Raw genomic sequence first — 12,518 nt, 5'->3', positions numbered from 1 at the left:
GTGCCCAGACGGCTCTGCGGATTGGCACAGCTCTTGCATCTCATCTTGTACACAAGTATGGATGCTTTCAATTGGTGCACATCTCTTCATCGCCGAACTCTCCTCAATCGCTTGCTGCACCTGAGCAGGTGACGGCATCTGCGGGCACGGACGCCGGCCGGGCTCCCGAGGCCTGGATTACCAGGACATCGTCTTTCCCGCCCGTCCGCAGCGGCGCGCTGGCCGGGCTCTCATTTGCGGCCAAAGACAATATTGATGTGGCGGGCGTGCCGACCACTGCGGCCTGCCCCGCCTTTGCCTACACCCCCACGGCGCACGCCGCCGTGGTGCAAAAGCTGCTCGATGCGGGTGCGCAACTGCTGGGCAAGACCAACATGGACCAGTTTGCCTGCGGCCTGAACGGCACACGCTCGCCGTATGGTGCGGTGCCCAACGCTATCAACGCCGACTATGTATCTGGCGGGTCCAGTTCCGGCTCCGCCTATGTGGTGGCGACGGGGCAGGCGGACTTTGCGCTGGGCACCGACACCGCGGGCTCAGGGCGCGTACCAGCGGGCCTCAACAATATCGTGGGCCTGAAACCCTCCAAAGGCCTCATCAGTGCGCGCGGCGTGGTGCCTGCCGCGCAAAGCGTGGACTGCGTGTCCATCTTCGCGCGCACCGTAGCCACCGCTGTACGGGTGCTTGAAGCGGCGATGGGCTATGACCCGCTGGATCCGTATTCGCGAACGCTGGCGATGGCCGGGTCAGCCTTGCCTATGGGCTTTCGTTTCGGGGTGCCTTCGGCACTGAGCTTCTATGGCGATGCGCTGGCCGAGCAGGCTTTTGGTGAGGCCGTCCAGCGCATGCAAGCCCTGGGCGGCGTGCCGGTCTCTGTCAACTTCGCGCCGCTGGCCGAGGCGGCCGCGCTGCTCTATGAAAGCGCGCTGGTGGCCGAACGCTATACCGCCGTGCGCGATTTTTTCGACGCACATGAAGACGCGGTGATCGAACCAGTGCGCAGCATCATCGGCGCAGGCCGCCAATACAGCGCCGCCGACCTGTATGCGGCCCAGACGAAACTGCGCGCACTGGGCCAGCAGGCGGCCGCGATGTGGCATGACATCGATGTACTGCTGCTGCCGACCGCGCCCACGCACTACACGCTGCAGGCCATGCAGCGCGACCCCGTCACGCTGAACCGCCACCTGGGCACGTATACCAATTTCGTTAACCTGCTGGACTATGCGGCCCTTTCCGTGCCCAGCAGCCTGCGGCCTGACGGCCTGCCTTTCGGCATCACGCTGGTGGGGCTGGCAGGCAGCGACTGGCAGCTGGCCGAACTCGGGCAGCGCTATCACCACGCCAGCGGCTTGCCGCAGGGCGCATTGAACGAAGCGTTGCCCGCGCTCGTGGCCTTGCCGTGTATCCAGCCGGCGGCCACCATCAGGCTGGCCGTGGTGGGCGCGCACCTTTCGGGCATGCCGCTGAACAGCCAGTTGACAACGCGCGGCGCCACGCTGGTCGGCCCGGCACGCACCGCGCCGGACTACCGCTTCTACGCCTTGCCGGGCACGGTGCCACCCAAACCGGGGCTGCTGCGCGTGGCGGCCAACGAAGGTGCGGGCATCGCGCTGGAAATCTGGGAGATACCAGCGCAGCACTACGGCTCCTTCGTGGCGCTGATTCCCGCGCCGCTGGGCATAGGAACGCTGGCGCTCGAGGACGGCGGCAGTGTCCAGGGTTTTGTCTGCGAAGCGCACGCGCTGCAAGGCGCCGAGGACATCACGCATCTGGGCGGCTGGCGCGCTTACCTCGACTCGCTGAAGCCAGTCGCGCAGGCGTGAAAGCTTTTTGTCCTCTTCACCAACCCATTCCTTCACCACTTATCCATCACCAGCAGGAGCATTTCATGAAGCCCGTTCCCACACCGTCATCCGCCCCCCACGGCCCGGCACGCCGCTCGCTGCTCAAGGCCACGGCCACCGGCGCCACACTGGGCTTGCTGGGCATGCCGGCCTTCCTGCACGCGCAGGGCGGCCCCAAGATACGCATCGGCTACTGGCCCATCGCCGCCGGCCTGCCGTTCTATTCGGCCCTTGAGCTGGGCTACTTCAAGGAGGCCGGCCTGGACGTGGAGCCGCTGAAGTTCGCCGGTGCGCAGCAGGTGATGGAGGCGGTGCTCTCCGGCCGCGCCGACGGCACCGCCAACGGCACCGGTTCGGCCAACATCGCCATCGGCGAGATCGCCCAGCCCGGCACCTTCAAGATCTTCTGCTCCAACCCCAGCAACGCGAAGAATGTGCTCGACGAGGTGATCGTGCCGGCGGCCAGCCCGGCCAAGGTCATGGCCGACCTCAAAGGCAAGCGCGTCGGCTCCGGCCCCGGGATCCAGAACGTGACGCTGGCCAAAACCGTGCTGGAGCGCGGTGGTGCCACCGGCGCGACAGTGGTCGAGTTACCCATAGGCCAGCATGTGGCGGCACTCGCTGCCGGTCAGATCGACGGCGCCTACACGCTGGAGCCCACCGGCACCATAGGCCGCATGAACGGCACCACCCGCGTGCTCGAAGCCGGTGTCATCGCGCGCTATGTGCTGGGTGACCCGATGGCGCCGTGGTTCGGCGGCTCGGCCTCGCTGTCTTCCGACTTCATCAAGAAGAACCCCGACGCGGCGAAAAAATTCGTCGCCGCCTATGGCAAGGGCGTGGCTTACGTGCGCAGCAAATCGGTCGAGGCGCGCCAGTATCTGAAAGGCTATACCGCCATCGAAGGCCCGCTCACCGGCGAGGTGCCGCTGGCCGCCTACACCATGTACAACGAGTTCACCCCGGCCGACGTGGCGCATTTCCAGAAATTCTTCGACCTGTTCTCCGAAAAAGGCATCTTCAGTTCGCGCCTCATCGTGGACACCATGCTCTACAAGGGCTGAACGCGATGGACACCACTTCCGCAGCGGCACCGCCCGCCAAACCCTGGGCACCCCCGGCCGCACCGGCGGCCGCCCTGCAGCGCAAGCCGGCGCTGGACAAGGCCCTGCCTTTCATCGGCCCGGTTGTGCTCTTCATCATCTGGGACCTGGTGGTGCGCCTGGGCTTCATCAAGGCCATCCTGCTGCCACCACCGATCGACGCGCTGGGCGCACTGCTCAGCGGCCTGGCCGGCGGGCCGCTGCTCAAGGACTTTGCGGTCACCGTGTGGCGCACCGTGCAGGCCTTCCTGATCGCCGCCGCGGTCGGCATGCCGCTGGGGGTGCTGCTGGGCAGCAATGAAAAAGCCTACCGCAGCGTCGAGTTCCTGATCGACTTCTTTCGCTCCACGCCATCGTCGGCGCTGATCCCGCTCTTTCTGATGATCTTCGGCGTGTCGGACATCAACAAGGTGGCGATTGCCGCGTTCGGCGCGCTGCTGATTGTGGTGTTCAACAGTGCTTACGGCGTGATCAATGCGCGCAAGCAGCGCGTGATGGCGGCCAGGGTCATGGGCGCCTCGCGCTGGCAGGTGTTCAAGGACGTGCTGATCTGGGAAAGCCTGCAGCCGAGCTTTGTCGGCCTGCGCTCGGCGGTGTCCATGGCACTCGTCATCGTGATCGTCGCCGAGATGTTCATCGGCGCCGACACCGGCCTGGGCAACCGCATCATCAACTCGCAGCAGGTCATGAACGTGAAGGACATGTACGCGTCCATCCTGGCCGCTGGTGCGCTGGGGTATGCACTCAACATTCTTTTCCTGGTGCTTGAGCGCCGCATCGTGCATTGGAGTGGACGGTGATGTCGCCCCCACGTTCGCTCACTGCGTGTAGCTCTCTGCCCCCCGAGGGGGCCGCTGCGCCTGCGGCCTGGCAAAGCCAGTTCCGCGGCCCCTGCTTGAAGGGAAGGTCCGCCTGCCTATTCTTCAATTGTGAAACTTGCTGGAGTGCGTCATGTCCGCTGTAATCAACGCCCCCGTATTCGCCGATGTCCCGGTGCGTGAGTTCCAGCCCGGCCCGGCCGGTACGCACATCACCATACGCGGCCTGACCAAGTACTTCGCCGGCTGGCCGCTGTATGAAGACTTCAACCTGGACATCCCCAAGCACAAGATCGTCTCGGTGTTCGGTCCCAACGGTTGCGGCAAGTCCACGCTGATCAACATGATCGCGGGCCTGATCCCCATTGACGCAGGCGAAATCCTGTTTGACGGTAAATCGCTCAAGGACACCAAGATCGGCTACGTCTTCCAGAACTACCGCGAAGCCATGTTCCCGTGGATGCGCACCATCGACAACATCGCCTACCCGCTCAAGCTTGAAGGCAAATCCAAGGCCGAGGTGGACAGGCGCATGGCCGAGCTCGTTGCCTCTTTCGACGTGAAGTTCGACCTGAACCGCTACCCCTATGAGCTCTCAGGCGGACAGCAGCAGACGGCATCCATCATGCGGGCGCTGGCGCCCAATCCTGAAGTGCTGTTTCTCGATGAACCGTTTTCGGCGCTGGACTTTGAGATGACGCTGTTCATCCGCGAAAAACTGCAGGAGGTGTTCATGCAGACCGGCACTACCATGCTGCTGGTCTCGCACGACCTGGAAGAAGCTGTTTACCTGGCCGACCAGGTGCTGTTGCTGACCAAACGCCCGACACGCGTGGCCGAGATCCTGCCTTATGGCGATGCGCGTCCGCGCACGGTCGAGACACTGTCGGACGCCAGCTTCATCAGCACTAAAAAACTGAGCCTGGAAATTTTCCAGCGCGAAGTCAGGCGCTAAACGGCATGACGCCTGAGCAGATAGAACGCTATGTGGATGCAGCAGCCGCGGCGCTGGATTTGCCGCTGAGTCCCGAGCACCGGCCCGGTGTGCTGCAGTTCTTCGCGCTGGCGGCCGGCTTTGCCGCGCAACTGGACGCTATCACCCTGAGCGCCCATGACGACCCGGCGCCGGTGTTCGTGCCGGTGGAGCCCGCTTCATCGCCTGCCGCTGCAAGGACCGCCGAGTGAGCCGCGCCGACAAGTGCCTGCGTGAGGACGCCACGGCCATGGCGCAGGCGGTGCGCTCGCGCGAGGTCAGCGCCGGCGCGCTGGTCGAGGCCAGCCTGACGCGCATTGCCGCTACCAATTCCAGCGTCAATGCATTTACCGAAGTGACGGCGGCACGCGCGCGGCAACGCGCGGCCCTGCTGGATCAGCAACTGGAGGCCGGCGTGCCCGGCCTTGTGGCGCAGCCGCTGCTGGGCGTGCCGTTCGCCGTGAAGAATTTGTTCGACATCGAAGGTCTGCCCACCCTGGCGGGCTCGGCCATCGAGCGCGAGCGGGCGCCCGCCCGCGCCGACGCACTGCTGGTGCGGCGGCTAGAGGCAGCGGGCGCCGTGCTGGTGGGCGCGCTCAACATGGACGAATACGCCTACGGCTTCACCACCGAAAACAGCCATGCCGGCCCGGCTCGCAACCCGCACGACCTTACGTGCATTGCCGGCGGCTCATCCGGCGGCTCAGGCGCCGCAGTGGCTGCGGGGCAGGTTCCGCTGACGCTGGGGTCGGATACCAATGGTTCCATTCGCGTGCCGGCCTCGCTGTGCGGCGTATTCGGCCTCAAACCCACGTTCGGCCGGCTGCCGCGTACCGGCAGTTACCCCTTTATTTCCGGACTGGACCACCTGGGGCCGTTTGCGCGTTCCGTGCGCGACCTGGCACTGTCTTATGACCTCATGCAAGGCCCGGAAGCCGCCGGGCCATCAACCCTCCGCGACCCGGGTTGCGCACAGCGCACCGCCGAGCCGGTATTGCCATCGCTGGTGCAAGGCATGGGCGGACTGCGCGTGGGTGTGCTGGGCGGCTACTTCCAGGACCACGTCCAGCCCCAGGCCCGGGCCGCCGTGCAGCGTGTGGCCCAGGCGCTGGGCGCCCGCGAAACGGTGTCGCTGCCGATGGTCGAGGCGGGCCGCGCCGCCGCCTTCCTGATCACCAATGCCGAGGGCGGCGCCCTGCACCTGGACGACCTGCGGCGCCGCGCCGGCGATTTTGAGCCCCTGTCGCGTGACCGCTTTCTGGCGGGCAGCCTGCTTCCGGCTGCCTGGGTAGACCGCGCCCAGCGCGTGCGCCGCCTTTATGCCCAGGCCGTGGCCGGGCTGTTTGAACACTTTGATGTGCTGCTCGCCGCCGCCACCCCCTGCGCCGCCACGACCATAGGAACCGAGTGGCTGGAATTGAACGGCAAACGACTGCCGCTGCGCCCAAGCATGGGTTTGTTGACCCAGCCTTTTTCGTGCATAGGCCTGCCGGTCTGCGCGGTGCCGGTGTGGCCAGATGAAGGCCTGCCCGTGGGTGTGCAACTCGTCACCGCACCCTGGCGTGAAGACCACGCGCTGCGCGTGGCAGCCATACTGGAGGCAGCCGGCATCGCCCGCGCTCCGCTGGCTTCGCTGACAATCGGCAAATCATGATCCATGCCATCAACCTGCCCGACGTTCATGCCGAAGTGGCTGCCGCATTTTTTCGCTACGAAGACGCACTGGTCAACAACAACGTGGAAGTGCTCGACGAGCTGTTCTGGAACAGCGAGCACACCCTGCGCTACGGCGTCACCGAGAACCTCCACAGCTATGACGCCATCCGTGCTTTTCGCGCGGGGCGCTCCCCGCAAGGGCTCGCGCGTACCTTGCGCGCCACAGTCATCACAACATACGGACGCGACTTCGCCACGGCCAACACAGAGTTTGCACGTGTAGGCAGCGACAGGACCGGGCGCCAAAGCCAGACCTGGTTGCGTACGCGGGATGGCTGGCGTGTGGTGGCCGCCCACGTGAGCCTGCTGGCATGAGCCGCACGGCCGCCGCCCCGCCTGTTGCCGGCAGCGCCTTTCATTCGCGCGCCGACGAGGCCTATGCCGAACTCAAGCGCGACATTGCCGAGTTCAAGCTGGTGCCGGGCGACCGCTTCACCGAAACCGAAATCAGCGAACGCCTGGGCGTCTCCCGCACGCCGGTGCGCCAGGCGCTGTTTCGCCTGCAGCAGGAAGGCTTCGTCGAAGTGCTGTTTCGCAGCGGCTGGCGCGTGCTGCCTTTTGATTTCGACAAGTTTGAGCAGCTCTACGATCTGCGCATGGTGCTGGAAACCACCGCAGTGCAACGCCTGTGCAGCGGCAGCCAGGCGGTGGACACGGCGCTACTTGATGAACTGGCGGCCATCTGGCTGGCGCCGCCAGCTCAACGCAGTACCGACATGGTGCAGGTTGCACAGTGGGACGAGGCGTTTCATTGCGCGCTGGTGGCGGCCGCCGGCAATGCCGAAATGGCTCGGGTACACCGCGACGTGACCGACCGCATCCGCATCATTCGCCGGCTTGACTTCATCAAGCAGCCGCGCATTGACGCGACCTATGAAGAGCACGCCAAGATTCTCAAGGCGGTACGCGCCAAGCGTGGCGATCAGGCCGCCATGCTGCTGCGCGCCCATATCGAAACCAGCCAGGCCGAGGTGCGGAAAATAACGCTGCACCAGGTGCATCTCGCGCGCCAGATCGGCTCCGGAACGTCGCCCAAGACATAAAAGCGCCTGAAGCCGTTAACCGGTGGGCGCAAGAAGCTATAAAAAAAAGGAGCAACGCGCGGCCCCCCCTGCGGCGTGCCCTGCTCACCGCCCCCAGCGCAGCACAAGCGGATCAAGCCGGCTGGCAGTCGCCAGCAGCCCAGCGCGCGTGTCCGGGTGCATGGCCGGAAAAGGATGACGCGGTGCTTCGCAGGCGATCACGCCGCCCTCCTTCATCAAGGTCTTGGCGGCCAACAGCCCCGCCTGGCGATTTTCATAATTGATCAACGGCAGCCATTGCTGGTAAAGGGCGTAGGCCTTGTCATGATCACCGGCGCGGTGCGCCTCGATGATCGGACGAATGCCATCGGGGTAGCCGCCGCCGGTCATGGAGCCGGTCGCGCCTGCATCGAGGTCGGGCAGCAGCGTGATGGCCTCCTCGCCGTCCCAGGGCCCTTCCACCGCGTCGCCTCCCAAACGGATCAGTTCGCGCAGTTTGGATGCTGCACCGGCGGTTTCGATCTTGAAATAGGCGACGTGTTCAATCTCACGGGCCATACGCGCGAGGAAGCAGGCTGAAAGCACGGTGCCGCTGGCGGGCGCATCCTGGATCATGATGGGAATGTTGGCCGCATCCGACAGGCGCGCATAAAACTCGTAAATCTGCGGCTCGCTCACGCGAAAGGTGGCCCCGTGATACGGCGGCATAACCATCAGCATGGCGGCGCCCATGTCCTGCGCCCGGCGGCTGCGTTCGGCGCAAACCTTCGTGCCGTAGTGTGTGGTGGTCACGATCACCGGCACGCGGCCGGCCACATGTTCGAGGATGGTGCGGGTCAGGGTTTCACGCTCTTCATCCGAAAGCACGAATTGCTCGGAGAAGTTGGCCAGGATGCAGATGCCGTCGGAGCCGGCGTCGATCATGAAGTCGATGCAGCGCTTCTGGCTTTCAAGGTCAAGCTCGCCGGTTTCGGTGAAGGTGGTGGGGGCAACGGGGAAGATACCGCGGTAGCGCGGCTGGCGGAGCGTGTTCATGGGGACTGGATCAGGTTGAATAAAGTTCAGTAATTCACTGCTTGCGCGATTTAATGGGAGTGCCGGGGAACTTCGGAGCCGCGGCAGCCGACCAGAAAATCGAAATCACAGCCCTCGTCGGCCTGCAGCACGTGGTCGACATACAGGCGCTGGTAGCCGCCACGCATGCCTGCAGGGGCCTTCTGCAGGGCAGCAAGGCGCTCAGCCAGCTCGGCATCGCTGATGTCCAGGTGCAGGCGGCCCGCATCGCAGTCGAGCTCGATCCAGTCGCCGTCGCGTACCGCGGCCAGCGGCCCGCCGGCCGCTGCTTCTGGCGCCACATGCAGCACCACGGTGCCGTAAGCGGTGCCGCTCATGCGTGCGTCCGAGATGCGCACCATGTCCTTGACGCCCTGGCGCAGCAGCTTGGGCGGCAGGCCCATGTTGCCGACTTCGGCCATGCCGGGGTAGCCCTTGGGGCCGCAGTTCTTCATCACCATCACGCAGCTGGCATCGATGTCGAGGTTCTCGTCGACGATGCGCTCCTTGTAGTGCTCGAGGTTCTCGAAGACGACCGCGCGGCCGCGGTGCTTGAGCAGTTCGGGCGAGGCCGCGGAGGGCTTGAGCACGGCACCGCGCGGCGCCAGGTTGCCGCGCAGGATGCAGATACCGCCGTCGGCGATCAAGGGGTTGTCGAGGGGGCGGATCACTTCGTCGTTGTACTGCGGCGCCTCGCGTACGTTGTCCCATATCGACCGGCCATTGACGGTGAGCGCATCGGGATGCGGCAGCAAGCTGTTTTCACCCAGACGGCGCAACACGGCGGGCAGGCCGCCAGCGTAGTAGAACTCTTCCATCAGGAAACGGCCGGAGGGCTGCAGGTCGACGAGGGTGGGCGTGTTGCGGCCAATCCGCGTCCAGTCTTCCAGGTCCAGCTGCACACCAATGCGCCCCGCGATCGCCTTCAGGTGAATCACTGCATTGGTGGAGCCGCCAATGGCGGCATTGACGCGGATCGCATTTTCGAAGGCTTCGCGTGTGAGGATTTTCGACAGCGTCAGGCCTTCGCGCGCCATCTCGACGGCTCGCGCGCCCGACATCTGCGCCAGCACATAGCGGCGCGCATCCACCGCGGGAATGGCGGCGTTGTGCGGCAGCGAAGTACCCAGAGCTTCGGCCATGCAGGCCATGGTGGAGGCTGTGCCCATGGTATTGCAGGTGCCGGCGGAACGCGACATGCCGCCCTCGGCCGCCAGGAACTGGTGCAGCTGGATTTCGCCCGCTTTCAGCGACTCGTGCAGCTGCCACACCGCCGTCCCCGAGCCGATATTTTTGCCTTCAAGCTTGCCGTTGAGCATGGGCCCGCCGGTCACCACGATGGCCGGAATGTCGCAACTCGCAGCACCCATCAGCAGTGCGGGCGTAGTCTTGTCGCAACCGGTGAGCAATACCACGGCATCAATGGGGTTTCCGCGAATCGCTTCTTCCACGTCCATGCTGGCAAGGTTGCGTGTGAGCATGGCGGTGGGCCGCAGGTTCGACTCGCCGTTCGAGAACACCGGAAACTCGACCGGAAAGCCGCCCGCCTCTGAAATGCCGCGCTTCACATGCTCGGCGATCTTGCGGAAGTGGGCATTGCAAGGGGTAAGTTCTGACCAGGTGTTGCAGATGCCGATGATGGGGCGGCCGTCGAACTCATGGTCGGGAATGCCCTGGTTCTTCATCCAACTGCGGTACATGAAGCCGTTTTTGTCGGCCGTGCCGAACCACTCGGTGGAACGTAGTTTTCGTTTGGTGCTTGTCATGATGGTCTGGCCAATAAGGTTTCAGGAAGATTTGGGTGTGCGATTTGCCAGCAGCCGTTGCAAGAGGCAAAAAACAAACAGCAACACGCCGACGACAATGCGCGTCCACCAGGAACTCAACGTGCCGTCAAAAGAGATCAGGGTCTGGATGATCCCGAGCATCAACACCCCAAACAGGGTGCCGGCCACATAACCCACGCCGCCGCTGAGCAAGGTGCCGCCAATGACCACGGCGGCAATGGCGTCAAGCTCCATGCCGGTGGCGTGCAAGCCGTAGCCCGAAAGCATGTAGAAGGTGAAGACCACACCGGCCAGCGCCGAGCAAAAGCCCGACAGCGTGTAAACCCCCACCAGCGTGCGGCGCACCGGCAAGCCCATCAGCAGTGCCGATTGCTCGTTGCCGCCGACGGCATACACCGCGCGGCCAAAGGGAGTGCAGTGTGCAATGAACACCGCCGCCAGCAGCACCGCGATGGCGATCACGGCACTGATCGATAGCGAGGCGTCTTCCCACAAGGGAATGCGCAGCTGCGAAACATCTGAATAAAACTCGTTGGTGATGCTGATGGAGTCAACGCTGATCAGGTAGCACAGGCCGCGCGCCAGAAACATGCCGGCCAGCGTCACGATGAAAGGCTGCAGGCGAAAACGCTCAATCAGAAACCCCATGAAGGCGCCGAACGCCGTGCCCATGAGGAGCACGAGCGGAATCACCGCGGCCGGACTCCAGCCGTGGTGCTCCACCAGCGCGGCCGACACCATGGTGGTCAGCGCCACCACGGAGCCTACGGACAGGTCAATGCCGCCCGACAGGATGACAAACGTCATGCCCACGGCGATGATGACCAGAAAGGCGTTGTCAATCAGCAGGTTGAGGAACACCTGGGCCGAAAAGAACCCGCTGTAGAGCACCGAACCCATGGTCGCCATGGCGACGAAGAGCGATATGGTGGCCGCCAGCGGCAGGTATTTGGGGTTAAAACCGGAAGCCGGCGCGGCAGATGGCCGTTGGCTGGAGGCGGCCTCTACGGGGGGCCGGGTGACGGTTGTGCTCATGGCCGCATCCCCCGCGCAGCCGGCCGCCGCATCCAGATACCGATCTCGGCCCGGAATTCAGCCGATTGCAGCAGCATCACCAAAAACACCACCACGGCCTTGACCACCAGATTGATCTCGGGCGGCACACCCAGCGAGTAAATGGCATAAGTCAGCGTCTGGATGATCAGCGCGCCGATGACACTGCCCACGAGGCTGAAACGCCCACCGGTGAGCGCGGTACCGCCCAGCGTCACGGCCAGGATGGCATCCAGCTCGAGCAACTGGCCCGCGTTGTTGCCATCGGCGCTTTTGACGTTGGAGCTGATCAGCAAGCCCGCAATGCCCGCGCACAAGCCACAGAAGGCGTAGGCGGCAACCATCAGGCGCCTGGCCTGCACGCCGGCGACGCGTGCTGCGGTTGGATTAATGCCCACAGCCTGTATGAACAGCCCGAGGGCGGTGCGCGTCACCGCCAGGTACAGCAGCGCAAAGACCACGGCCACGATAGAGAGCGAGAACGGCAGGCCCAGCAGGTAACCGCTGCCCAGGAAGAAAAATGGCGCGTAGTAAATGGTGATGATCTGCCCGCCGGTGATCAGCTGCGCGATGCCCCGGCCCGCCACCATGAGGATCAGTGTGGCGATGATGGGTTGCATGCCTACCCTGGCGACCAGCAGCCCGTTCCACAGCCCGCACAGCAGCGCGATGGCCAATGCCGCCAGAATTGCCAGCGGCATCGGGAAACGGCTCACGCTCCCTGCCACCGACCCGCCAATCATCCAGGCGGCCACTGCGGCAGCAATGGCCACCACGGCGCCCACGGAGATGTCAATGCCGCGGGTAGCGATCACCAACGTCATGCCGAGCGACACCAGCACCAGCGGCGCGGCACGGTTGAGAATATCGATCAGGCTGCCGTACAAATGACCGTCACGCCACTCGACGTGCAGGAAACTGGCGTTAAACACTGTGTTCACAGCCAGCAGCAGGAACAGCGTGATGAGCGGCCAAGCCAAGCGGTGGCGAAACGCTACGGTCCAAACGGAAGATGACATTTCAGTGTTCCATGGCGCTACCCGCCATCCATGGCGCGTGACATCGCGCGAATCGTGCAAGGGCCAGCGCGGAACCGGCTTTGCCGGGCCGCTGGTGGCGCCCCCTTGAGGGGGAGGCGCCGAAGGC

At 64.6% G+C, this 12,518-nt stretch carries 12 protein-coding genes; 8 read left to right on the top strand and 4 right to left on the bottom strand.

The window, feature by feature from the left end:
* Nucleotides 1–128: 128 nt before the first annotated feature.
* The 8 genes from atzF (at nucleotide 129) to AC1DYR_RS20370 (ending at nucleotide 7,500) form a co-directional block, all read left to right on the top strand.
* A complete protein-coding gene (atzF, locus tag AC1DYR_RS20405; RefSeq protein WP_477706710.1) occupies nucleotides 129–1,826 on the top strand; it encodes an allophanate hydrolase in 1,698 nt (565 codons plus the stop codon).
* A 65-nt stretch (nucleotides 1,827–1,891) separates the two neighbouring features.
* On the top strand, nucleotides 1,892–2,911 hold the full coding sequence (locus AC1DYR_RS20400) for an ABC transporter substrate-binding protein (protein WP_477706709.1): 1,020 nt from the start codon (nucleotides 1,892–1,894) through the stop codon (nucleotides 2,909–2,911).
* Nucleotides 2,912–2,916: 5 nt separating this feature from the next.
* Entirely contained in the window at nucleotides 2,917–3,750 is an 834-nt protein-coding gene (locus AC1DYR_RS20395) for an ABC transporter permease (protein ID WP_477706708.1), read from the top strand.
* Between the two features lie 151 nt (nucleotides 3,751–3,901).
* A complete protein-coding gene (locus tag AC1DYR_RS20390) occupies nucleotides 3,902–4,723 on the top strand; it encodes an ABC transporter ATP-binding protein (RefSeq protein WP_477706707.1) in 822 nt (273 codons plus the stop codon).
* Nucleotides 4,724–4,728: 5 nt separating this feature from the next.
* The gene (locus tag AC1DYR_RS20385) at nucleotides 4,729–4,953 is read left to right on the top strand and encodes an AtzG-like protein (RefSeq protein ID WP_477706706.1); all 225 of its coding nucleotides are present in this window, start codon (nucleotides 4,729–4,731) and stop codon (nucleotides 4,951–4,953) included.
* On the top strand, nucleotides 4,950–6,395 hold the full coding sequence (locus AC1DYR_RS20380) for an AtzE family amidohydrolase (protein ID WP_477706705.1): 1,446 nt from the start codon (nucleotides 4,950–4,952) through the stop codon (nucleotides 6,393–6,395). Before AC1DYR_RS20385 ends, AC1DYR_RS20380 begins: the two co-directional genes overlap by 4 nt.
* Entirely contained in the window at nucleotides 6,392–6,772 is a 381-nt protein-coding gene (hpxZ, locus tag AC1DYR_RS20375) for an oxalurate catabolism protein HpxZ (RefSeq protein ID WP_477706704.1), read from the top strand. Before AC1DYR_RS20380 ends, hpxZ begins: the two co-directional genes overlap by 4 nt.
* A complete protein-coding gene (locus AC1DYR_RS20370) occupies nucleotides 6,769–7,500 on the top strand; it encodes a GntR family transcriptional regulator (RefSeq protein ID WP_477706703.1) in 732 nt (243 codons plus the stop codon). Before hpxZ ends, AC1DYR_RS20370 begins: the two co-directional genes overlap by 4 nt.
* 84 nt (nucleotides 7,501–7,584) lie before the next feature.
* Here AC1DYR_RS20370 and AC1DYR_RS20365 read toward each other — a convergent pair whose 3' ends face one another.
* The 4 genes from AC1DYR_RS20365 to AC1DYR_RS20350 are packed head-to-tail and all read right to left on the bottom strand — an operon-like array spanning nucleotide 7,585 to nucleotide 12,391.
* Nucleotides 7,585–8,514 carry a dihydrodipicolinate synthase family protein gene (locus AC1DYR_RS20365; RefSeq protein ID WP_477706702.1) on the bottom strand — a complete coding sequence of 310 codons (930 nt, stop codon included), beginning with the start codon at nucleotides 8,512–8,514 and terminating at the stop codon, nucleotides 7,585–7,587.
* A 50-nt stretch (nucleotides 8,515–8,564) separates the two neighbouring features.
* The gene (locus AC1DYR_RS20360; protein WP_477706701.1) at nucleotides 8,565–10,298 is read right to left on the bottom strand and encodes an IlvD/Edd family dehydratase; all 1,734 of its coding nucleotides are present in this window, start codon (nucleotides 10,296–10,298) and stop codon (nucleotides 8,565–8,567) included.
* A 21-nt stretch (nucleotides 10,299–10,319) separates the two neighbouring features.
* The gene (yjfF, locus tag AC1DYR_RS20355; protein ID WP_477706700.1) at nucleotides 10,320–11,354 is read right to left on the bottom strand and encodes a galactofuranose ABC transporter, permease protein YjfF; all 1,035 of its coding nucleotides are present in this window, start codon (nucleotides 11,352–11,354) and stop codon (nucleotides 10,320–10,322) included.
* Nucleotides 11,351–12,391 carry an ABC transporter permease gene (locus tag AC1DYR_RS20350; RefSeq protein ID WP_477706699.1) on the bottom strand — a complete coding sequence of 347 codons (1,041 nt, stop codon included), beginning with the start codon at nucleotides 12,389–12,391 and terminating at the stop codon, nucleotides 11,351–11,353. Before AC1DYR_RS20350 ends, yjfF begins: the two co-directional genes overlap by 4 nt.
* Nucleotides 12,392–12,518: the final 127 nt, after the last annotated feature.

The organism is Polaromonas sp. P1_F9 (assembly GCF_056405615.1).
Note: the sequence above shows the minus strand (reverse complement) of the source record. Positions and strands in the feature narration are given on the sequence as shown.

Coding starts and splice junctions, on each gene's coding strand:
- AC1DYR_RS20360 (WP_477706701.1), bottom strand. CDS start 10,298: ATGACAAGCACCAAACGAAAACTACGTTCCACCGAGTGGTTCGGCACG.
- AC1DYR_RS20370 (WP_477706703.1), top strand. CDS start 6,769: ATGAGCCGCACGGCCGCCGCCCCGCCTGTTGCCGGCAGCGCCTTTCAT.
- hpxZ (WP_477706704.1), top strand. CDS start 6,392: ATGATCCATGCCATCAACCTGCCCGACGTTCATGCCGAAGTGGCTGCC.
- AC1DYR_RS20390 (WP_477706707.1), top strand. CDS start 3,902: ATGTCCGCTGTAATCAACGCCCCCGTATTCGCCGATGTCCCGGTGCGT.
- AC1DYR_RS20385 (WP_477706706.1), top strand. CDS start 4,729: ATGACGCCTGAGCAGATAGAACGCTATGTGGATGCAGCAGCCGCGGCG.
- AC1DYR_RS20400 (WP_477706709.1), top strand. CDS start 1,892: ATGAAGCCCGTTCCCACACCGTCATCCGCCCCCCACGGCCCGGCACGC.
- AC1DYR_RS20365 (WP_477706702.1), bottom strand. CDS start 8,514: ATGAACACGCTCCGCCAGCCGCGCTACCGCGGTATCTTCCCCGTTGCC.
- AC1DYR_RS20350 (WP_477706699.1), bottom strand. CDS start 12,391: ATGTCATCTTCCGTTTGGACCGTAGCGTTTCGCCACCGCTTGGCTTGG.
- yjfF (WP_477706700.1), bottom strand. CDS start 11,354: ATGAGCACAACCGTCACCCGGCCCCCCGTAGAGGCCGCCTCCAGCCAA.
- AC1DYR_RS20395 (WP_477706708.1), top strand. CDS start 2,917: ATGGACACCACTTCCGCAGCGGCACCGCCCGCCAAACCCTGGGCACCC.